The organism is Streptomyces sp. NBC_00234 (genome assembly GCF_036195325.1).
GTDB lineage: Bacteria > Actinomycetota > Actinomycetes > Streptomycetales > Streptomycetaceae > Streptomyces.
The window spans coordinates 3,948,179-3,968,722 of record NZ_CP108101.1 but is presented as its reverse complement, the minus strand read 5'-3'; the positions used below and the strand labels follow the sequence as shown (position 1 = coordinate 3,968,722).

Sequence of the window (20,544 nt, the reverse complement as noted above, 5' to 3'; positions counted from 1 at the left end):
GTCTGTGTTCTACGAGGTCATACCGGGAAGACGGAGGTCCGACTTCCCGTTCACGGCCGGATTCTTCGTGTTCTGGAGCGAGTTGAAGATGGCCAGCCCCTGGCTCACCAAACCCGCCGCCATCTCGTTGACCCCGTTGGTTCCGTTCAGGACGGTGAGGCTCGCCCCGGCCATGCCCCGGGCAGCCGCGTCGGCCAGCGCGGGCAGGTTCTCCACGACGAGGTTGGCCGCGATGAGTTCCTGGTTTCCGTCCCGCAGCGAGGCGGCGCGGGCGGCGTTGGCGTCGGCCTGCGCCTGGGCGAGGGTCCGTGCCGCGTAGGCGTTGCCGTCCGCCTCGAACTTGACCTGGTCACGGGCGGCTTCGGCCAGTGTGCGCTGACGGTACGCCTCCGCGTCCGCCGGACGCCTGACCTCCGCCTCCAGTCGCTGCGCGGCCAGCATGGCCTGGCGCTCGGCGAGTGCGGTCTGCTCCTCGATGACCTCGTGGGACGCCCTGGCCCGCGCGAGCGGGCCCGCCTGCGCGGCGCGGGCGTTGGACTGCTCCGTCTCGGCGAGGAAACCGGCCCTCTTGATCGCGGTGTCACGTTCGTACTCGGCCTTGAGCGCGGCAGCCTGCTGCTCGCGCTCCGCCGCCTCCTGGTCCGCCTTGGCCTGGGCGATACGTGCCTGGCTGGCGACGGCGGCGGCGTGCGGGGCGGCGAGGTTGTTGATGTATCCGGTGGCGTCCTCGATCTCCTGGATCTGCAGAGCGTCCACGACGATGCCGAGCTTCTCCATCTCGCCGTGGCTGCCCGCCACCACTTCCTGGGCGACGCGGTTGCGTTCCCGGATGATCTGCTCAACGGTCAGTCCGCCGATGATGGAGCGGAGGTGACCGGCGAAGATCCGGCCGACGAGCTCTTCCATCCGGTGCTGCTCGGACAGGAAGCGGCGGGCCGCGTTGGCGATCGACACCGCGTCGTCACCGACCTTGAACACGCAGACGGCGCGCACACTCAGCCGGATGCCCTGCTGGGTTACACAGTCCTCGGAAATCTCCGCTTCCCGCAGAGCCAGCGACAGCATGCGGGCCTTCTGCTTCACCGGCAGGACGAAACTGCCGTGCCCGGTGACGATCCGGAACTGTGTCTCCTGTGCCTGCCGCTTGGTACCGGATATGAGCATCGCCTCGTTGGGCGCGGGAACGTGCCAGAACAACATGGGAACTCTCCAGCGGTGATTCAGGCGGTGATCAGGAAGGCAGAGGCTCGACGAGCACTGAGCGTGCCGAGAGGGAGTCGACTACGACGACGCGCACGCCCCAGCCGATGGATGTGGCGCAGTACGCCGCGTACGACTCGGAACCGCCACGCATGGCGACGAGTACCTCGCCCGGTCCGTCGGGCGGGATCTGTACGGTCACTCTGCCGATCGCGCCGACCGGACTCCGCGAGGACTCGTCACCCGTACGCATGCGCCCTCGCGTCAGGCATTCCCCTGTTGATCACAGGCCATCGCCTCCGGCCGCGCGCCCGACACCGGGCCCTCGATGTCTCCACGGTACTCCGCACGGTGCACGTTGAAACGGGTCTTGACGCGTTCAGTATCCGCCGCCGGTCGGCTCCGACTTCTTGGTGATCTTGTCGCCGGACGCGTCGAGTACGTACCACTTGGCGCCGAACGCGTCGGAGTCCTGGCCGTTCGTGTCACCGGCCTGAGTGTCGCCCTGGAAGTAGTACAGGGGATGGCCGTTGTACGTGACTTGGGTGCCGCCGTCGTTGCGCGCGAGGGTGCCCAGCAGATCGGCCTTCGCCCCTTCGCCCGCGACGGGCTCGCCCTTCGTGATCACGGGCGGCCACGCTTTCGCGCAGTCTCCGGAGCAGCTGGACTTGGCGGCGGTGTCGGACTCGAAGAGGTAGACGGTCTTGCCGTTCTCGCCGACCAGGATCGTCCCCAGCGGGTTGTCGGCGGTGGCCACGGTCCGGCCTCCGGCTGCGGTGGCGGTGGCCGACGCGGTGGCGCTCGCGGTGGCGGACTTCGCAGGGGACTTCGTCGGGGACGATCCTCCGTCGTTGCTGTCGGAACAGCCGCTGACAGCTGTGGTGAGCAAGCCGATCACGGCCATGACGGCAGCCGCTCTGGCGATTCCTGGCATCCCGGGACTCCTTTGTCCGGTCGGTCCGGCGGCGTGCCGGGGCCGGGACTCTCCATTAGAGAGCGGGTCCGCGCTCTGGGCGTGCCGGGTGGAGCCGTCTGGCTGCACGTCTGTCCGGCACTCGAAGCACACCGTCTTCCCGCCCGCGCGCGGCCTGACCGCGTTTCGTGGCCGCTGCGGCGGAAGGTCTCGCCTAGGGCCTCTCGTTTGGATCATGCCGGGCTCGCGTGCCCCGGCGCGCGCATCTGCGGCGTTGTCGTCGGTCGCCGACGCTCCGCGTCGACTCCCTCCTCCGCCTTGCAGCTGCCCACACCAGACCCCGCTCCCTGATCCGGCCTGATCCAAACGAAAGACCCTAGGCCCCCTTCGGGGCGTAATAACTCAGGAACATGTCGACGCCGCCCGTGATCAGACGATCCGTGGCGGCGTCGTCGATTCCGGTCCCGTACGAGCTGAAGACCAGGTGCGGGAAGACGAGCAGCGCGTAGAGCTGCACGATCGCCGTCTCCAGGTCGGGGACGTCCAGCCGGCCCCGGGCGTCGAGCGCGCGCAGGGCGTCGGCGACGGCAGGGTGGTGGCCCTCGGGGCCGTGGCCCTGCCAGGCGGCCCCGAGTTCCGGGAAGCGGTGCTGCTCGGCGGCCACCAGATTGCGCAGGGCCGCGACGTCCGTGTTGCCCCGCACCGCCGTCACCCAGGCGCGGGCCGCGTCGACGAAGGCCGTACGCAGGTCGTCGGCGTCGGCCAGTCCGGCCAGTGCTGCCGTGGGCGCGCCGCCGAGGGGTTCGTCCAGTGCGCCCGTGATGACGGCCGTGAACAGCGCTTCCTTGCTGCCGAAGTGGTTGTAGACCGTCACCTTCGATACGCCCGCTTCGGCGGCGATGACGTCCATGCCCACGCCGAAACCCTCGCGGAGGAACGCCGCGCGGGCGGCTCCGACGATGGCCAGGCGCTTCGCCTCGGCGCGGGGTCCGGCGGGCGGCTGCTTCGCGTTCATGGGCCCAGGCTACCCCGACCTGAACTGTACGGTTGAGTTCAACTGAACTGAACCGTACAGTTGAGTTCATGAGTCCTTCCGAGGTCCGACAGGCCCCTCCGCATGCCCACGACCACCCCGCTGCCGTCGTCGATCCACGGCGCTGGGCGGTCCTCGCGCTGATCTGCGCCGGCCAGTTCATGCTGGTGCTCGACGTGACCGTGGTGAACGTCGCGCTGCCCGACATGGCGACCGATCTGCACCTCGACCGCACCACGCTGACCTGGGTCGTCACCGCGTACACCCTCTGCTTCGGCGGACTGATGCTGCTGGGCGGACGATTCGCCGACGCGCTCGGAGCGCGCCGGGTCCTGCTCGCCGGGCTGGCCGTCTTCACCACCGCCTCGCTGGCCACCGGGCTCGCCGACAGCGCCGCCCTGCTGATCGGCGGCCGGATCGCGCAGGGGGTGGGGGCGGCGCTGCTGTCGCCGGCCGCGCTCTCCCTGGTCACCACCACGTTCCACGGCGAGGAGCGCAACAAGGCGCTCGGCGTCTGGGCCATGATCGGCGGCACCGGTTCGGCGATCGGGGTGCTGCTCGGCGGTGCGCTGACCGCCGGTCCGGGCTGGCAGTGGGTGTTCTACGTCAACGTCCCCGTCGGACTGGCGCTCCTGGTGGCCGTACCCCTCCTGGTTCCGGCCCGCGCACCGCAGCCCGCCCGGCTCGACGTGCCCGGGGCGCTGCTGGTCACCGCCGGGACCGGGTCGCTGATCTACGGACTGGTCGAGGCGGGCGACTCCGGCTGGGGCGCGGCGGCGACGCTGCTGCCGATCGCGGGGTCCGCCGTGCTGTACGCGCTGTTCGCGGGCGTCGAGCGGGTCGCGAAGGCGCCGCTGATGGACCTGCGGATGTTCACGCGGCGGCCGGTGCTCGCGGGGGCGTTCCTGATGCTGATCGCCACCGCGCTGCTGATCGCGTTCTTCTTCCTCGGTTCCGTCTACCTCCAGCACGGGCGCGGCTTCGGGCCGATGAAGACCGGTCTCTTCTTCCTGCCCGTCGCGCTCGCCGTCGGCATCGGCGCGCATCTCGGATCGCGGCTCGTCGGGCGGATCGGCAGCCGTACGACGGCCGTCGGCGCGATGGTCATCGCCGCCGCCGGGTGCGTACCCCTGACGTGGCTTTCGGTGGACAGCAGTGTGTACGGGGGTCTGCTCCCCGGGCTCGTCGTGGCCTCGTTCGGGCTGGGGGCGGTGTTCGTGACGGCGACGACCACAGCCCTGGCCATGGTGGACCACCGGGAGGCGGGGCTCGCATCAGGTGTCGTGAACACCTTCCACGAGGTGGGCGGTTCCATCGGGGTTGCCGTCGTGTCCACGGTCGCGGCGGCGGGGATCGCGGGCGGGAGCGCGGCCGTCGGGGCGTTCGGTGACGCGTTCACGGTCTGTGCGGTGACCGCCGGTGCGAGCGCGGCCGTGGCGCTCGCGCTCGTACCGCAGGGGAAGCCGCAGCTGTCGGGACCGCACGCGCACTGAGGGGTGTACCCGGGGGCCCGGGTCCGTTCGGAACACACGGAGATGCGGGGCCGGGCGCGGCGGACCACGATGAAGAGCCGGGCTGCAGGCGGTGCACGCACCCCGTCTGCCGCCCGGCCCCCGCGTGACCGCCCGTGCCCGCCCCAGGAGGCTCCCTTGCCGTCCGAAGAGCACGCCGCCCAGCCGGCGCCGTTCGACCCCGCGGTGACGGCCGCGCTGTTCGGCGGCGCCATGGCGGGAGTGGCCGTGCTCGACACCGGTCTGCGCTACCTCTACGTCAATCCGGCACTCGAACGGCTCAACGGTGTCTCGGCCGCCGCCCACCTGGGCCGTCCCGTCTTCGAGGTGCTGCCGGAGATCGAGGCGCGCGTGGACGTCCTGCGCAAGGTGCTGGCCGACGGGCAGGCCCGGGAGATCACCTACACGGGCCAGACCTGGGCGGTTTCCGACCTGGAACAGCGGTACTGGCACGGGGCCTACCACCGGCTGGAGAGCGAGGACGGGAAGGTCGTCGGGCTGGTCGCCATCGTCCTGGACATCAGCGCGTCCGAGATCAGGAACGTGGAGCTGAAGCGGGCCAGGGGCCATCTGGCGCTGCTGGACACCGCGGCCGTGAGCATCGGTACGACCCTCGACATGGACACCACCTGCCAGGAGCTCTGCGACGTCGTCGTCCCCGTGCTGGCCGACGTCGCGACGGTGGAGGTCTTCCCTCCGGACGTGGGGAACCGGGTGCGGCACGCGCCGCAGGGGGTGGTGCGGATGCGGCGCGCCGCACTGGCGTCGGTTCCCGGACTCCGCGATCTGGTCGACCAGTTCAGCAGGCCGGGTGAGTACATCGACTACCAGGAGGACGCGGCCGTACCGCGCTGCCTGGCGTCGAACGCGTCGGTGAAGGTGAACTTCCGCAGCGACGAGGAGTTCGGTGCCTGGGGGCCCGCCCCCGAACGGGCCGCCGCCTACCGCGCCATCGGCATCCACTCGGCGCTCGTCGTGCCGCTCACCGCGCGGGGGCTTCCGCAGGGTGCCCTCAGCCTCGCGCGGGCCGCCGGGTCACCTCCGTTCACCGACGAGGACGTGCTCGTGGCGCGCGAGCTGGCGGGCCGGGCCGCCGTCGACCTGGAGCACGCCCGCCGGTACGCCCACGAGCACTCCATCGCCCGGGAGCTCCAGCGGTCCCTGCTCTCCGAACCGTCCGGCCCGCACCCGCACGTGGAGATCGCGAGCCGCTATCTGTCCGCCGAACAGGGGGCGTTGGTGGGCGGCGACTGGTTCGACGTCATTCCGCTGGGGAACGGGCGCCACCTCAAGGCGATCGGCGATGTGATGGGGCACGGGGTGGAGGCGTCCGTCGCCATGAGCCACTACCGCTCGCTGCTGCGGCTCCTGGCCTACGACGATCTGCCGCCGCACGAGATCCTGGAGCAGCTCGACAGGATGGTCGAGCGCTCCGGCACCGACCGGGCGGCGACCTGTCTGATCGCGGTGGTCGACCGGGCCGTCGGGGTCTGCGAACTGGCCAGTGCGGGCCATCTGCCACCGGTGTTCATCGACCCGGGGCTGACCGGGCGGTTGGTGGAGGTGCCGGTGGGGCCGCCGCTCGGTACGGGATTCGGCGGCTACCGCTCGACGACGGTGCCGTGCGGTCCGGGGACGGTGCTGTTCATGTACACCGACGGTCTGGTGGAGCGCCGGGGCGAGGACATCGACGTGTCGGTCGGACGGCTCTCGGGCCTCGCCATGCCGGTGAGCGGCAAGCTGGTGGACCTGCTGGACGAGGTGCTGGACCGGTTCGGCCAGGACGCGGAGGACGACATCGCGGTGATGGCCTCGCGGACCTTGCGCTGAGCGGCGGGCGTTGTCAGTGGGCGGTGGGAGGATCGGGCCATGGAACCCCTCCTCCTCGCCGATCTCGAAGCCGCCATCAGAAGCAGCTGGGACGCCGACACGACCACTCCCGTTCACCGCCCGCACTGGAATCCGGACAATCCGGCCAGGGATCAGTGCGGGGTCACCGCCATGGTGGTCAACGACCTGCTCGGCGGCGAACTGATCCGTGGAGAGGTCCGGGTCGGCGGCGTCCAGACGGACTACCACTGGTGGAACCGGCTGGGGATGGGCATCGAGATCGACCTCACCCGCGAGCAGTTCGGCCCGGAGGAGATCGTGACGGGTGGCACGGTGGTTCCCCGCCCGGCGGAGATCGTCAGGCTCCGCGAGGAGTACGAGCTGTTGCGCGGGCGGGTGCTGGAGCGGCTGCGCGGACAGGTGCGGGTTCGGGTGTGACGGCCAGGTTCCGTGACGGGCACGCGAGCCCGGCATGATCCAAACGAGAGGCCCTAGGGCTCACCAGCCCGTCCACAGCAGATGGTTGACCAGCAGCGCCACCACGGCCTGCGCGGTCAGCCAGCCCCGCCGGGTCGTGTCGGGGAGCAGTGCGGCGGCGGGAAGCAGCCAGAGGACGAAGGGCTGCCAGATGCGCTCCGTCTCCGCCTTGCTCATGCCGGAGAGGTCCGCGACGAGCAGGGCCAGGAGCGCCGCCAGGGCAAGGAGAGCGAGTCGCTGCCCGGCTTCCGTGGTGCCCGAGCGCACGGTGCGTACGGCGTCGGGGGCCGCGGCCACCGCCCGCCGCAGACCGGCGACGGTGGCGAGGCCGGCGGCGAGGGTGGTGCAGGCGAGGTTCGCCCAGACCCAGTAGCCGTACGGCCGTACGCCGCCCGCGCCTTGGTAGTAGCGCTCGACGAGCAGGTGGTAGGCGTCCCACCAGTTGAATCCCGCCGACGTGAAGGCGAGCGGGACGACGAGCGCCCCCAGCAGGAACGGGCCGAGCGGCCGGGCCGTCCGGGCGAGTACGAGGACGGCGAGCAGGAGCACCGCGATCAGCGTCAGCCCGTACGACAGGTAGCAGGTCAGGCCGAACAGCAGCCCGGAGCCGAGCGCCTGGGCCCATGCGCCCTTGGCCCGGTGGTCCCTCCTCCACCGGGTCGCGGCCAGTGCCAGGAGGGCCACGGACCAGGCGGCGACGGCCGCGAAGTAGCCGTCGGCCGAGACGCCCGCCCACACCGCCACGGGGGCGAGGACGAGGAACGGGGCGGCCCGGCGCGCGAGGCGTTCGTCGCCCAGCGCACGGAGCGTGACCAGGACGGCCACCGAGGCGGACGCGGCGAGCACGAGGCACCAGACGGCGGCCCAGGCGCCGCCGCCGAGCCCGATGCGGTCCAGGCCGACGAAGGTCAGCGTCGCACCCGGCGGGTGCCCGGCGACGTGGGCGGGCCAGTTGCCCGGGGGGCCGATCACGATGTGGTCCTCGAAGCCGCGCAGGGCGGCCCCGATGTCGTCGAACCGGTCGATGACCCGCAGGTATTCGTGCTTCGTGGTCAGCCGGCGGGCGACACCCCGGTACCAGCCGTCGACGAGCGCGAGCGACAGCGTCCAGGCCAGGGCGCTCGCCCACACGGTGAGGAGCAGGCCCCGCCACGGCAGCCGTGCGGCGAGGACCGGCCCGTACGCGACGACCGCGGCGGCGACCACGACGGCGGCCGGGGTGCCCGGACCGACATGCGGGTCCCAGGAGGCCAGCAGGGGCGGCCACTGGACATGCAGGCTTCCGTCGGCGCGCTGGATCGCCCGTCCGACGAGTACGGCCACGGTGACCAGGAGGACACCTGCCCCGGCGGCGAACAGATCGCGGCGGCGCCCGGAACGGTCCTCGGCGGTCGCGGAGTTCTCGGTCTTCACGCACGCACGCTATGCAGGGAGCGGTGGTGTGCGGCGGCGCCACGGGAGTGACGTCAGACTTTCGTCAGGAGTCGCAGCCGCCGCGACCCGCCGCCCCGGGCATAGCGTCGGCACATGGACGTCAGACGTCGGCTTCGCACCCTGCCCACCCCCGCCGACCCCGCGTTCTGGCGCAGCCCGGTGCGCGGCGTCCGCTTCACGGCGGTGCTCGGACTCGTCCTGCTGTGCGGGCTCACCCTGCTCTTCGTCACGGGGCTGCTGTCGTACGCCGCGTACAACCCGGACCTCGCGGCGGTCAACGACAAGACGCCGGACAAGGGGTTGCTCGGCTTCTACCTCTTCGCCTGGCCGACCGGACCCGTCTGGCTGTACCGCCTGAACCAGGGCCTGCACGTCACGGTCGGGATCGCGCTCGTACCGGTCCTGCTGGCGAAGCTCTGGTCAGTGGTCCCGAAGCTCTTCACGCTGCCGCCCGTCCGGTCCGTGGCCCATGCGCTGGAGCGGTTCTCGCTGCTGCTGCTCGTGGGCGGCGCGCTCTTCGAGTTCGTCACCGGGCTGCTCAACATCCAGCTGGAGTACCTGTTTCCGGGGTCCTTCTATCCGCTGCACTTCTACGGGGCGTGGGTGTTCTTCGCCGGATTCCTCGCCCACACCGGGCTGAAGCTCCCGCAGGCGGTACGGGCCCTGCGCGGCGGCGTCCTGCGAGCGGACCAGGACCCGCTGGCGTCACCCGCCCCCGCCCCGGCGACCATCTCCCGGCGCGGGGCCCTCGGCATGGTGGGCGCCGGGTCGCTGCTGCTGCTCGCCACCTCGGCGGGCCGGAGCTTCGACGGGCCGCTCCGCGCCACCGCGCTCGTCACCCCGCGGGGCGGCGCGGAACCGGGCACCGGGCCCAACGGCTTCCAGATCAACAAGACCGCCGCCTACGTCGGTGTCACCCCGGCCGACACGGGGGAGGGCTGGTCGCTCGCGGTCAGTGGTCCGGCCGGCGTGATCCGGCTGTCCAGGGCGCGGTTGCTGGCGATGGACCAGTACAGCGCCGCGCTCCCGATCGCCTGCGTGGAGGGCTGGTCGACAGCGGACCAGTGGTGGCGTGGGGTCCGGCTGCGGGATCTCGCGGTGCTCGCGGGACATCCGGAGGACCGGCTGCCGGGCGTCCTGGTGGAGTCCGTGCAGCGGCGCGGCCCGTTCCGTACGGTCGCCCTGCGCGACAACCAGGTACGCGACCCGCGCTCGCTGCTGGCGCTGCGGGTCAACGGCGAGGACCTGTCGCCGGATCACGGATTTCCGGCGCGGATCATCGTGCCGGCCGCGCCCGGCGTGATGAACACCAAATGGGTGGGCCGGCTGACGTTCGGAGATGTGGGATGAGCACGCGCACACCGCGGCCCGGGTCGGGTAAGGGAGTTCTGGAGCGCTGGTACGGGGGAGGCCCGCTGCATCTCCTGCTGCTGGCGGCCACGTTCTGCCTCGCGGGCTACGCGGGCGTGCGGCTGCTGGACGGCGACACGTTCGGCATCGTGCTGTGGTTCGTCGGCGCCGCGCTCGTGCACGACCTGGTGCTGGTGCCGGCGTACTCCCTGGCGGACCTGGCCGTACGCACGGCGCTGGGGCCGTGGCCCGGACGGATCAACTTCGTACGCGTACCGGCCTTCCTCTCCGGTCTGCTCCTGCTGACGTGGTTTCCGCTGATCACCCGGCAGACGGAGCGCTACGAGTCCGCGAGCGGAATGTCGCCCGACGTGTTCCTCGGGAACTGGTTGCTCGTCACGGGCGTGCTGTTCGCGGCGTCGGCGCTCTGGCTCGTGGTCCGCGCGCTGTGGCTGAGGCGCAGGGCCACGAAGGGCCGGCCGTCCGCCTCCCACTGATCGACGGGCCGCCAGTCGGGCTGCCGGGCGTAGCGCAGCAGAGCGGCGGTGGAGAGCCGCGCCCACGGGAAGAGCGTGTCCGTGGGCGCGCCCGGCGGCGTACCCTCCGCCACCGTCGGTCCCCGCCCGTCGTCCAGCCGGACCAGCACCCGTTCGTCGACGTCCTGAGCCGTCGTCTCGGCGATGAGCAGCCCGCCGGGGGCGAGCAGTTCGGCCGCCCGGCGGAGCAGGACGTGCGGGTCGCCGCCGATGCCGATGTTGCCGTCGACGAGCAGGATCGTGCCCCAACGGCCTTCGCCCGGCAGCGGATCGAAGACACTGCGGTGCAGCGCCGAGCCGCCGAGCCCCTGGGTGCGGGCGACGGCGGCCTCGCTCACGTCGATGCCCAGCGCGCGGTGTCCGTGCGCGGCCAGCTCCGCGACGAGGCGGCCGGGTCCGCAGCCGACGTCCAGGACCGGGCCCTCGCAGCGGCGCAGCGCGGAGAGGTCGGCGGGGTCGGCGCCCGCGCACCAGCGCTCGACGTCCAGGGGCAGCAGCCAGCCGTCCGTGCGCCGCAGGAAGAGCGGACCGCGACCGGTGCGCAGCGCGTTGGCGTACGGATCGGTGCTCCAGGCAGCCAGGTGTGCGGTGTCCGCCGGGGCGTTCACCGGGCCTCGGCCCGGGTCAGTCGGGCGAACGCGGCGGCGAACGCGCCGTCCGGCGCGGCGGCGGCGACGTACGCGGCGTCCTGCGCCGTGTCCACGTCGCGCAGCGCCGGCAGGTCGCGCACGGTGAGCCCGGCGTCCACGAGGCGGCGGCGCTGGACCGCGCCGGTCTCGGGGACGGACATCGGCACGCCGCGCAGGAGACCGGGGTCGGGGACGGCGAGCCCCAGCGCCCAGAAACCGCCGTCGTCGGCCGGGCCGAACCAGGCGTCGCAGTGGTCCCAGCCGTCCGGGGCGAGCGCATCCGCCAGGTGCCGGGCGCCGGCCTGCGGGGTGTCCATGCCGATGAGGAGGGAGGGGCCGGTGCAGGCGGCGAACGCGGCGGCGAGCCGCTCGTCGAGACCGCCCGCGCACTGGGCCACCACGTCGAAGCCGGGCGGCAGCCACGGACCGGGCTGCCCTTCGAGGACGAGGACGCGCCGGCGGGCGGGGAGGGTGAGGACGGTGCGCAGGGTGTCGGCGAGGGCCGCCTCGGCGAGCCCGGCCGCCTCGGCGGGACTGAAGGGCGGACAGAGCCGGGTCTTGACCCGTCCCGGTACGGGTTCCTTGGCGATGACCAGGAGGGTGGTGGGGCCGGTGGGGGCGTCGGGACGCGGGGGCCGGCTCATCGGGACGCCTCCGTGCGGACGGCCGACGGCTGGTCCGCCGGTGGTTCCCGCAGCACCGACCGCATGTCGCGCACCGCGTGCCAGGTGCCCCGCCAGGTCCCGGTGACCTTCGACTTTCCGGTACGCGGGAGATAGGGGACGTCCGTCTCCGCGACGCGCATTCCGGCGTCGGCGGCCCGGACCACCATCTGGAGCGGGTAGCCGCTGCGCCGGTCCGTGAGCCCGAGCGCGAGCAGGTCGGTGCGGCGGCCGGCCCGCAGGGGGCCGAGATCGTGCAGGCGCAGGCCCGTGCGGCGGCGCAGCATCCGGGCCAGCGCCACGTTTCCCGCCCGCGCGTGCAAGGGCCAGGCCCCTGTGCCCTGCGGACGGCGGCGTCCCAGGAGCAGATCGGTCTCCCCGTCGGCGATCCGGCGGACGAACGAGGGGAGCAGCCCGGGGTCGAGGGAGCCGTCGCAGTCGCAGAAGCAGACGAACTCCGCCGTGGCGGCGAGCAGCCCGGCGTGGCAGGCCGCGCCGAAGCCGCGCTGCCGCTCGCGCACGACCGTCGCGCCGAGCGAGCGCGCGAGTTCGGCGGAGCCGTCCGTGGAACCGTTGTCGACGACGATCGCGCGCCAGCCCGCCGGGACGCGTGCCAGCACACCGGGCAGGGCAGCGGCCTCGTCGAGGCAGGGCAGGACGACATCGGCGCGCGGGACGGAGTCGGCGCGTGCGGCGGAGTCGGTCGCTGAGGAGTCGGTCACCCTGTTCACCCTACGGAGCAGAATCCGGCATTTCGGGCGTCAGGATCTTACGAAACGTGGACGTCGGCCAGCGGGGTGACCCGTGGAGGCCCGCGCCGGACCGGTGAGTGCCAAGGTGGGCGGCATGCAGAACATCCCCCCGGCGAACGGCCCGGTCGTGGGCACCGGCGTGCCGGCCCGTTCCGGTGCCCCCGCCCGGCGGGTGCTCGTCGTGGACGACGATCCGACCGTCGCCGAAGTCGTGGCCGGCTATCTGGACCGGGCGGGTTACGGCGTGGAGCGGGCCGACGACGGGCCCGCCGCCCTGGAACGGTTCGCCGCCCACCGCCCCGACCTGGTCGTCCTCGATCTGATGCTGCCCGGCATGGACGGCTTCGAGGTCTGCCGCCGGATGCGCGCGCAGGGACCGGTGCCGGTCATCATGCTCACGGCGCGGGGCGACGAGGACGACCGCATCCTCGGCCTGGAGACCGGCGCCGACGACTACGTGACCAAGCCGTTCAGCCCCCGCGAACTCGTCCTGCGCGTCGACTCCGTACTGCGCCGTGCCGCGACCGGGCCGGCCGCCGGCGGGCCCCTGGCGCCGTTCGGCGGTGCGGGGCTCGTCCTGGACCCGGCGGCCCGCAGCGCGACCCGCGACGGCACGGTGCTCGCCCTGACCCTCCGTGAGTTCGACCTGCTCGCGTTCTTCCTGCGCCACCCCGGACAGGTGTTCACCCGCGAGGAGCTGATGCGGGAGGTCTGGGGCTGGGACTTCGGCGACCTGTCGACGGTGACGGTGCACGTACGGCGCCTGCGCGGAAAGGTCGAGGCGGACCCGGCCCGCCCCTGTCTGATCCGCACGGTGTGGGGCGTGGGCTACCGCCTGGACCTCCGGGGCGGCACGGCGCAGGACACCGGGACGGGGACGCCGTGAACGACATCCTCCTGATCGCGCTCTTCGCCTTCATGGGCGCCGCGGCGGCGGGCCTGCTGGGCGCTCTCGTCCTGCGGATCTTCCGGCACCGCTCCCTCGTCGTGTCGCTGACGGTCGTTGCCGCGGTCGCCGTCACGGCCATGCTCGCGGGGACGCTCGCCGTGGCCTGGGCGATGTTCCTGTCGCCGCACGACCTGACGGTCGTCACGACCGTCGTGGCCATGGCGGCCGTGGTCTCCCTCGCGACGGCGATGCTGCTCGGCCGCTGGGTGGCGGCGCGGAGCCGGGACCTGACGCTCGCGGCACGCTCCTTCGGCGACGGCGGGGTGTTCGCCGCGCCCGAGGGCGGGGCGACCGCCGAGCTCGCCGCCCTCACCCGGGAGCTGGCCGCCACCAGCGCCAAGCTCGACAGTTCCCGGGAGCGGGAACGCGCACTGGAGACCTCGCGGCGCGAACTCGTGGCGTGGATCTCCCACGATCTGCGGACGCCGCTGGCCGGGCTGCGCGCGATGTCGGAGGCGCTGGAGGACGGGATGGCGCCGGACCCGGGCCGCTATCTGCGGCAGATCCGTACGGAGGTGGGGCGCATGAACGACATGGTCGGCGACCTCTTCGAGCTCTCCCGTATCCACGCCGGATCGCTGACCCTCACGCCCGCCCGGATATCCGTGTACGACCTGGTGGGGGACGCCCTCGCCGGTGCGCATCCGCTGGCCCGCGAGCACGGGGTACGGCTGGTCGGTGACCGGATCGACGCGGTGCCGGTGGAGGTCGACAGCAAGGAGATGAGCCGGGTCCTGGGCAACCTCCTGATCAACGCGATCCGCCGTACGCCGGCCGACGGCACCGTGGCGGTGGCCGCGCGGCGGTGCGAGGGCGGGGTGGTGCTCTCGGTGACCGACGGCTGCGGCGGGATTCCGGAGGAGGACCTGCCCCGGGTCTTCGACACCGGCTGGCGCGGCACGCACGCCCGCACCCCACCGGCGGGCGCCGGCCTGGGCCTGGCGATCGTGCGCGGAATCGTGGAGGCGCACGCGGGGCGGGCGGCGGTACGGAACGTGGCCGGCGGCTGCCGCTTCGAGGTGACCCTGCCGGTCTCCCCGGGCTGAGGGCTCCCGACTTAGGGCCTCTCGTTTGGATCATGCCGGGCTCGCGTGCCCTGGCACGCGCACCTGCGGCGTTGTCGTCGGTCGCCGACGCTCCGCGTCGACTCCCTCCTCCGCCTTGCAGCTGCCCGCACCAGACCCCGCTCCCTGATCCGGCCTGATCCAAACGAAAGACCCTAGTCGCCGGACGGGCCCGCGCCCCGCAGCCGCGCCGCGGCGAACTCCTTCATACCGGCCGTGAAGCCCACCTCCGGCTTCCAGCCCAGTTCGGCGCGGAGCCGGGACGAGTCCGCCGTGACATGGCGTACGTCCCCCAGGCGGTACTCCCCGGTGACCACCGGGGCGGGCCCCCCGTGCGCCGACGCCAGTGCGGAGGCCATCTCGCCGATCGTGTGCGGCTCGCCGCTGCCCGTGTTGTACGCGGTGAACGTGCCCGGCGTCCGCTCCGGCAGCGCCGACAGGGCCGCCACGCCGGCCGCCGCCACATCCCGCACATGGACGAAGTCCCGGCGCTGCCCGCCGTCCTCGAAGACCCGGGGCGCCTCGCCCCGGGCCAGGGCCGAGCGGAAGAAGGAGGCGACTCCGGCGTACGGGGTGTCGCGCGGCATCCCCGGGCCGTACACGTTGTGGTAGCGCAGCGAGACCGCCCGCCCGTCCGTCGCCCGCGCCCACGCCGCCGCAAGATGCTCCTGGGCGAGCTTGGTGGTCGCGTACACGTTCCGCGGATCGGTGGGAGCGTTCTCCGGGACGAGACCGGGCACCAGTTCCGCCCCGCAGGACGGGCAGAGGGGTTCGAAGCGCCCGGCCGCCAGATCCGTCTCCGCCCTGGGGCCCGGCCGCACCACCCCGTGCCGGGGGCAGTCGTACCGGCCCTCGCCGTAGACCACCATCGACCCGGCGAGCACCAGCCCCCGTACCCCCGCCTCGGCCATCCCGGCGAGCAGTACGGCGGTGCCGAGGTCGTTGCACGCCACGTACGCGGGCGCGTCCGCGAAATCCTTGCCCAGCCCGACCATCGCCGCCTGATGGCACACCGCGTCGACTCCGGCCAGCGCCCCGGCGAGCGCCTCCCGGTCCCGTACGTCGGCGACGACCGACCGGACGCCCGGCGGGGCCGGTGCGCCGGCACCCCCCACGTGCGCCGACGGCAGCAGGGCGTCGAACACGACCGCCTCGTGCCCGGACGAGACGAGGGCCCTGACGATCTCCGACCCGATGAACCCGGCTCCGCCGGTGACCAGTACGCGCATGGACGCCACGCTAGGTCCGCGCGGAGCGCGGGAGCCGGAGCGCCGCCCGCATGTCACCGGACCGTAAGACCTCGGCCGGTCCGGTCCGCACAAGGGTGTAGCCCTTCACGACGGGGGATGCGTGAAGGGCTACACGCGCATTATGGCCCCTGTTCAGGCGCGCTTCCAACTGACCAGCCGGTCAGTCGGCCGTGCGTACCCTTTGCCCCGTGCGCCCGCCCGTGCGTAAATCTGTTCCGGTCGCAATAGACATGAAGTTCTCCCACGCATAGGCTTTCTCGCGCAGGCGCGTCAAACAGCGGTACGCCTGGACGCGTGACAGCAGAGGTGCAGATGACGATGGAACCCCCTTCGCACGCCATCGACCGGCTCGACGACGACGATTACCCCGCTTACACCATGGGGCGAGCCGCGGAGATGATCGGTGCGACGCCGGGATTCCTGCGTGCGGTGGGTGAGGCCCGCCTGATCACGCCTCTGCGGTCCGAGGGCGGCCATCGCCGCTACTCCCGCTATCAACTGCGCATCGCCGCGCGTGTCCGCGAGCTGGTCGACGGCGGTACGCCGATCGAGGCCGCGTGCCGCATCGTCATCCTCGAGGACCAGCTCGAAGAGGCCCTGCGTCTCAACGAGGAGCTGCGGCGTCCCGCGCCCGGTGGCTGAATATCTGTTTTCGCCGGCACAGAAAATTGCTCAATGAGCAACAGTAGATTTATGCCCGCGTGCCGAGTGATATGGCGTACAGCCCCGGTCCCGGCGAATCGTGCTACGGTTGATCTCAGTTGCAGTTGTGGTTCCCAAAACTTCAAGTGCTCTCGTCGGTTCTACATCGGCGGGTGCGCTTTTGTATTTCCGGTCTTTTCCGGAAGGGGCAATCATTTGCGGCGACGTAGGGCTCGCACAGTGTGGGCCCACGGGCACTGCCCCGAAGGAGATATGACATGGCTACTGGCACCGTGAAGTGGTTCAACGCGGAAAAGGGTTTCGGCTTCATCGAGCAGGAGGGTGGCGGCGCTGACGTCTTCGCCCACTACTCGAACATCGCCTCTTCCGGCTTCCGCGAGCTGCAGGAAGGCCAGAAGGTGAACTTCGACGTCACGCAGGGCCAGAAGGGCCCGCAGGCCGAGAACATCACCCCCGCCTGATCTACATCAGGCGCATGGCGCAGCTGGGGCCCGCACCTTGGGGTGCGGGTCCCGGCTTGTTGCCGTTTTCCGGGCTCGGGGGCGCGACGCAGGTCCGCCCGGCCGGCCCGGTGTCCGTGCCGGTGGCGAGCCCCGGCAGGACACGCACCACGTACCACCGCACGTCCCCCGTCTTGACCGATCCATGACCGACACCATGAGCGACTCCCCGGTGATTTATTCCGGATGTACGTCGGTCATGTAGAAGCAGTCATTTCGAAGCACCGGATACGGCTTGTTTTCAGCGGCCGGTCTTCGTTTTCGTATTTCATCGGCACGTTCTTGCGATTCTTGGCGCCGCTCAGGCTGCTGCTGCCCGATAAAGAATCCCTCGATACGCGCCATATCGAGGAAGGTTCTGCATGAACCGCGATCGCACATCTCGTACGAACGACCGATTTTCCCGTACCCGCTCGGGTGGCGCCCCCTCCGGCAGCCGCACCGCCAACGGATTCCGTGGCACCGCCAGCCGACAGGGCGGACCCGGCTCCCAGGGCCGTTCCGGCGGCAGCTCCGGCCGCTCCGGTGGCTACGGCCGTCGGCCCGCCGCGCTGAAGGGCGAGTTCGCCCTTCCGGTGACCATCACCCCGGCGCTGCCCGCGGTGGAAGCCTTCGGTGACCTGGACATGCCCGCACCGCTCATGGCGGCGCTCGTCGCCGAGGGCATGTCGGTGCCGTTCCCGATCCAGGCCGCCACCCTGCCGAACTCGCTCGCCGGCCGCGACGTCCTGGGCCGTGGCCGCACCGGCTCCGGCAAGACGCTCGCCTTCGGTCTGGCCCTGCTGGCCCGCACCGAGGGCCGCCGCGCCGACGCCCGTCGCCCGCTGGCCCTGGTCCTCGTCCCCACCCGGGAACTGGCCCAGCAGGTCACCGACGCGCTCACCCCCTACGCCCGGTCGCTCAAGCTGCGCGTCGCCACCGTCGTCGGCGGTATGTCGATCGGCCGCCAGGCCAGCGCCCTGCGCGGCGGCGCCGAGGTCGTCGTGGCGACCCCCGGCCGGCTGAAGGACCTCATCGAGCGCGGCGACTGCCGCCTCGACCGCGTCACCATCACCGTCCTCGACGAGGCCGACCAGATGGCCGACATGGGCTTCATGCCCCAGGTCACCGAGCTGCTCGACCAGGTGAACCCCGAAGGCCAGCGGATGCTGTTCTCGGCCACCCTCGACCGCAACGTCGACCTGCTGGTCCGTCGCTACCTGAACGACCCGGTCGTCCACTCCGTCGACCCCGCCGCCGGTGCGGTGACGACGATGGAGCACCACGTGCTCTACGTCCAGGGCGCCGACAAGTACGCCACGACCACCGAGATCGCGGCCCGCGACGGCCGGGTGATCATGTTCCTGGACACCAAGCACGCCGTGGACAAGCTCACCGACCACCTGCTGAGCAGCGGTGTACGGGCCGCGGCACTGCACGGCGGCAAGTCGCAGCCGCAGCGCACCCGCACCCTCGACCGGTTCAAGACCGGCCACGTCACGGTGCTCGTCGCCACCAACGTCGCCGCGCGCGGCATCCACGTCGACAACCTCGACCTCGTCGTGAACGTCGACCCGCCCAGCGACCACAAGGACTACCTGCACCGCGGCGGCCGTACCGCCCGTGCCGGTGAGTCCGGCAGCGTCGTCACGCTGGTGCTGCCCAACCAGCGCCGCGAGATGAGCCGCCTGATGATGGACGCCGGGATCACCCCGCAGATCGCCCAGGTCCGTTCCGGCGAGGCCGAACTGCACCGGATCACCGGGGCGCAGGCGCCCTCGGGCATCCCGGTGACCATCAGCTCGCCGCCCTCCGAGCGCTCCAAGAGCGGTGGTTTCGCCGGCCGTGGCCGCCGCAGCCGTCCCGCACAGGGCCGCCGTCCGGGCGTTCCCACGCCCGAAGCGCGTGCCGCGGCGTCGCAGCGCCGTGCCAACCGGGCTGCGTGAACCCGTACCGGTAGTCCCCGTCCCCGGCTTTCCCCTCCACCTTGTTGAGGCACTATGCGCTGTGTCATCGCCCGCTTCCCCTTCGATCTGTTCAAGAACGAAGTCGAGGATTCGATGAAGGGCATCAAGCCCGAACCCGTCACCGGTGACGCGGTGGTCATCAGCCGCCGGGTCTACCCCGTCAAGCAGGTCGGCGAAGTGATCACGCGGCAGGACCGCCGTGACTTCTCCTCCGCCGAAGTGACCCGGGCGCTGACGCGCCTCGGCTTCACCTGCCGTTCGGCCGAGGTGCCCGCCCCCGCGACGCTCCTCACCCCGATGGAGAACGCGTCGGCACTGCTCGGGACGCCCGACACGGTCTGATCCCGCAGAGCCCACCGCACCCCTGTGCCCGTCGTCCGGGCCCAGGGGTGCGATGCGTTCGCGGTCCGTTCCCCCGAACCCGGGAACGTCTGTAACAGTCATGCCGCCATACGGGCTCCGACCAGCGTTTCTCCTCCTCCCGCGGAGGGAGGATGGTCCGGCCGACAGGACGCGACAGGGCGGGGAAACATGAACAGGCGAGAGCTGACCGTACTCGGCGCGACGGTGCTGGCCTCCGTGCTCCCGGCCGGGTCCGCGCACGCCGACGAGACGCACTCCCACGCGCACAACGGCCCGCAGGTGGCGCTCATCTCCACCGGTCAGATCGACGACCCGCTGGAGGACGTCCTGGAGCACGCCACGGTGATCGGCCGGACGGCCGTCACCGGCTGAGGCGTCAGGACGAAGGCTTCGGCGCGGGCTTCAGGGCCCACTTCATCCGGGGCTCCACCACGAAGCGGAACACCCGCCGCACCGGCGAGGTGCACAGGAGCGTCACCATCACCGCGGCGGCCACCGTCACCGCGACCCGGCCGAGCGGTGTCTCCAGGAACGCGTGGTCGTAGAAGCCCTTGTACGTCGCGGTCCTGATGACGAAGCCGTGCAGCAGATAGCCGTAGATCGTGCCCGCTCCGAGCGCGCTCATCCACAGCTTCCGGTTCGGCACCCAGGCGAGGAAGCACGCGCTGAGCACCACGGCGGCGGTGAACAGCAGGAGGGTCATCACGGCGCCCGCCCAGATCGGCGAGGACAGCTCCTCGGCGCTGCTCTTCCGGAAGAACCACGTCGTCGAGATGCGCGGCACCGCCCAGTACGCGACGAGCAGGGCGACCGCGACGACCGGCAGGGCGATGATCCGCGCCGCGGGGCGGCGCACCAGGTCGAAGTGGTGCGGCTTCAGTCGCAGGCCCAGTACGTAGAACGGCAGGAACTGCAGAACGCGCTGGAGCTGCAGATCGCCGCCGATGCCGTCGCTCATCGACGCCACGGCGGCGATGCACACGGACACGGCCACCGGCTGGCGGATCACCTGCCAGATCGGTGTCGTCAGCCGCCAGAAGAACAGGGCGGGCAGGAACCACAGCAGCCAGTAGGGGTCGGCGATGGTCAGCGTGAACGAGGGGTCGTGCACCGTGCGCTGGAAGATCGAGTACGCGATCTCGAAGATGACGTACGGCACCAGCAGCTGGGTGACCAGCTTCCAGACCCGCATCGGCCGCAGGTCGAAGCTGCGGGAGAAGTAGCCCGCGATGACGATGAAGACCGGCATGTGGAAGGTGTAGACGAAGGTGTAGAGCGTCTCCACCACGCGCCCGCTGTCGGGCAACGGCTCCCAGGCATGCCCCATCGCCACGAGGACGATGGCCAGGTATTTCGCGTTGTCGAAGAACGGGTCGCGCCCGGTCGAGCGGGCACCGGACGCCGCCGTCCCGGCTTCCGCGGGAGCCGGGCTCGGTGTCTGCGAGGTCAAGGAGGTCACGCGGACACCATAGTGACCGCCGC

At 71.8% G+C, this 20,544-nt stretch carries 21 protein-coding genes; 11 read left to right on the top strand and 10 right to left on the bottom strand.

Annotated elements, in window-relative coordinates; all coding sequences use genetic code 11:
* Nucleotides 1–9 precede the first annotated feature (9 nt).
* The 4 genes from OG230_RS17295 to OG230_RS17280 form a co-directional block, all read right to left on the bottom strand.
* Nucleotides 10–1,200: a flotillin family protein gene (locus tag OG230_RS17295; protein WP_328911127.1), complete on the bottom strand. Its 1,191-nt coding sequence runs from the start codon at nucleotides 1,198–1,200 to the stop codon at nucleotides 10–12.
* A gap of 31 nt (nucleotides 1,201–1,231) precedes the next feature.
* Nucleotides 1,232–1,402, bottom strand: a complete 171-nt coding sequence (locus OG230_RS17290; protein ID WP_328911126.1) for a hypothetical protein — start codon at nucleotides 1,400–1,402, stop codon at nucleotides 1,232–1,234.
* 177 nt (nucleotides 1,403–1,579) lie between these two features.
* On the bottom strand, nucleotides 1,580–2,134 hold the full coding sequence (locus OG230_RS17285) for a COG4315 family predicted lipoprotein (protein WP_328911125.1): 555 nt from the start codon (nucleotides 2,132–2,134) through the stop codon (nucleotides 1,580–1,582).
* Between the two features lie 355 nt (nucleotides 2,135–2,489).
* Nucleotides 2,490–3,128: a TetR/AcrR family transcriptional regulator gene (locus tag OG230_RS17280; RefSeq protein ID WP_328911124.1), complete on the bottom strand. Its 639-nt coding sequence runs from the start codon at nucleotides 3,126–3,128 to the stop codon at nucleotides 2,490–2,492.
* A gap of 68 nt (nucleotides 3,129–3,196) precedes the next feature.
* Between OG230_RS17280 and OG230_RS17275 the strand changes: the two genes are divergently transcribed.
* The 3 genes from OG230_RS17275 to OG230_RS17265 all read left to right on the top strand — a co-directional run bounded on the left by OG230_RS17275 (nucleotide 3,197) and on the right by OG230_RS17265 (nucleotide 6,925).
* Complete coding sequence (locus OG230_RS17275) at nucleotides 3,197–4,639, top strand: MFS transporter (protein ID WP_328911123.1); 1,443 nt, start codon at nucleotides 3,197–3,199, stop codon at nucleotides 4,637–4,639.
* Between the two features lie 156 nt (nucleotides 4,640–4,795).
* Nucleotides 4,796–6,487, top strand: coding sequence for a SpoIIE family protein phosphatase (locus OG230_RS17270; RefSeq protein WP_328911122.1), 1,692 nt, complete (start codon nucleotides 4,796–4,798; stop codon nucleotides 6,485–6,487).
* Between the two features lie 39 nt (nucleotides 6,488–6,526).
* The gene (locus OG230_RS17265; protein ID WP_328911121.1) at nucleotides 6,527–6,925 is read left to right on the top strand and encodes a YunG family protein; all 399 of its coding nucleotides are present in this window, start codon (nucleotides 6,527–6,529) and stop codon (nucleotides 6,923–6,925) included.
* A gap of 60 nt (nucleotides 6,926–6,985) precedes the next feature.
* On the opposite strand, the gene OG230_RS17260 is transcribed toward OG230_RS17265, so the two are convergent.
* Nucleotides 6,986–8,377: a hypothetical protein gene (locus OG230_RS17260; protein ID WP_328911120.1), complete on the bottom strand. Its 1,392-nt coding sequence runs from the start codon at nucleotides 8,375–8,377 to the stop codon at nucleotides 6,986–6,988.
* Between the two features lie 114 nt (nucleotides 8,378–8,491).
* Here OG230_RS17260 and OG230_RS17255 point away from each other — a divergent pair, with 114 nt between their 5' ends.
* A complete protein-coding gene (locus OG230_RS17255; protein WP_328911119.1) occupies nucleotides 8,492–9,748 on the top strand; it encodes a molybdopterin-dependent oxidoreductase in 1,257 nt (418 codons plus the stop codon).
* A 340-nt stretch (nucleotides 9,749–10,088) separates the two neighbouring features.
* Here the strand turns inward: OG230_RS17255 and OG230_RS17250 are convergent, their stop codons facing one another.
* Genes OG230_RS17250 through OG230_RS17240 form a run of 3 tightly spaced genes read right to left on the bottom strand, consistent with a single transcriptional unit; the run spans nucleotide 10,089 to nucleotide 12,306 of the window.
* Nucleotides 10,089–10,892 (bottom strand): class I SAM-dependent methyltransferase, encoded by an 804-nt coding sequence (locus OG230_RS17250; protein ID WP_328911118.1) that lies wholly within the window; start codon nucleotides 10,890–10,892, stop codon nucleotides 10,089–10,091.
* Complete coding sequence (locus OG230_RS17245) at nucleotides 10,889–11,557, bottom strand: TIGR04282 family arsenosugar biosynthesis glycosyltransferase (RefSeq protein WP_328911117.1); 669 nt, start codon at nucleotides 11,555–11,557, stop codon at nucleotides 10,889–10,891. Before OG230_RS17245 ends, OG230_RS17250 begins: the two co-directional genes overlap by 4 nt.
* On the bottom strand, nucleotides 11,554–12,306 hold the full coding sequence (locus OG230_RS17240; RefSeq protein ID WP_443051567.1) for a glycosyltransferase family 2 protein: 753 nt from the start codon (nucleotides 12,304–12,306) through the stop codon (nucleotides 11,554–11,556). The genes OG230_RS17245 and OG230_RS17240 overlap by 4 nt, the downstream gene beginning before the upstream one ends.
* A gap of 115 nt (nucleotides 12,307–12,421) precedes the next feature.
* Between OG230_RS17240 and OG230_RS17235 the strand changes: the two genes are divergently transcribed.
* On the top strand, nucleotides 12,422–13,213 hold the full coding sequence (locus OG230_RS17235; protein WP_328911115.1) for a response regulator transcription factor: 792 nt from the start codon (nucleotides 12,422–12,424) through the stop codon (nucleotides 13,211–13,213).
* Nucleotides 13,210–14,322, top strand: a complete 1,113-nt coding sequence (locus OG230_RS17230) for a sensor histidine kinase (protein WP_328911114.1) — start codon at nucleotides 13,210–13,212, stop codon at nucleotides 14,320–14,322. Before OG230_RS17235 ends, OG230_RS17230 begins: the two co-directional genes overlap by 4 nt.
* Before the next feature lie 173 nt (nucleotides 14,323–14,495).
* Here the strand turns inward: OG230_RS17230 and OG230_RS17225 are convergent, their stop codons facing one another.
* Nucleotides 14,496–15,569, bottom strand: coding sequence for an NAD-dependent epimerase/dehydratase family protein (locus OG230_RS17225; RefSeq protein ID WP_328911113.1), 1,074 nt, complete (start codon nucleotides 15,567–15,569; stop codon nucleotides 14,496–14,498).
* 333 nt (nucleotides 15,570–15,902) lie between these two features.
* Between OG230_RS17225 and OG230_RS17220 the strand changes: the two genes are divergently transcribed.
* The 5 genes from OG230_RS17220 to OG230_RS17200 all read left to right on the top strand — a co-directional run bounded on the left by OG230_RS17220 (nucleotide 15,903) and on the right by OG230_RS17200 (nucleotide 19,434).
* On the top strand, nucleotides 15,903–16,232 hold the full coding sequence (locus tag OG230_RS17220; RefSeq protein ID WP_328911428.1) for a MerR family transcriptional regulator: 330 nt from the start codon (nucleotides 15,903–15,905) through the stop codon (nucleotides 16,230–16,232).
* A gap of 278 nt (nucleotides 16,233–16,510) precedes the next feature.
* Complete coding sequence (locus OG230_RS17215; RefSeq protein ID WP_151476148.1) at nucleotides 16,511–16,714, top strand: cold-shock protein; 204 nt, start codon at nucleotides 16,511–16,513, stop codon at nucleotides 16,712–16,714.
* Nucleotides 16,715–17,115: 401 nt separating this feature from the next.
* Nucleotides 17,116–18,678, top strand: a complete 1,563-nt coding sequence (locus OG230_RS17210; protein ID WP_328911112.1) for a DEAD/DEAH box helicase — start codon at nucleotides 17,116–17,118, stop codon at nucleotides 18,676–18,678.
* A 54-nt stretch (nucleotides 18,679–18,732) separates the two neighbouring features.
* Nucleotides 18,733–19,041, top strand: coding sequence for an SCO5918 family protein (locus OG230_RS17205; RefSeq protein WP_328911111.1), 309 nt, complete (start codon nucleotides 18,733–18,735; stop codon nucleotides 19,039–19,041).
* A 189-nt stretch (nucleotides 19,042–19,230) separates the two neighbouring features.
* Nucleotides 19,231–19,434 carry a hypothetical protein gene (locus OG230_RS17200; protein ID WP_328911110.1) on the top strand — a complete coding sequence of 68 codons (204 nt, stop codon included), beginning with the start codon at nucleotides 19,231–19,233 and terminating at the stop codon, nucleotides 19,432–19,434.
* Between the two features lie 4 nt (nucleotides 19,435–19,438).
* Here OG230_RS17200 and OG230_RS17195 read toward each other — a convergent pair whose 3' ends face one another.
* On the bottom strand, nucleotides 19,439–20,521 hold the full coding sequence (locus OG230_RS17195) for an acyltransferase family protein (protein WP_328911109.1): 1,083 nt from the start codon (nucleotides 20,519–20,521) through the stop codon (nucleotides 19,439–19,441).
* Nucleotides 20,522–20,544: the final 23 nt, after the last annotated feature.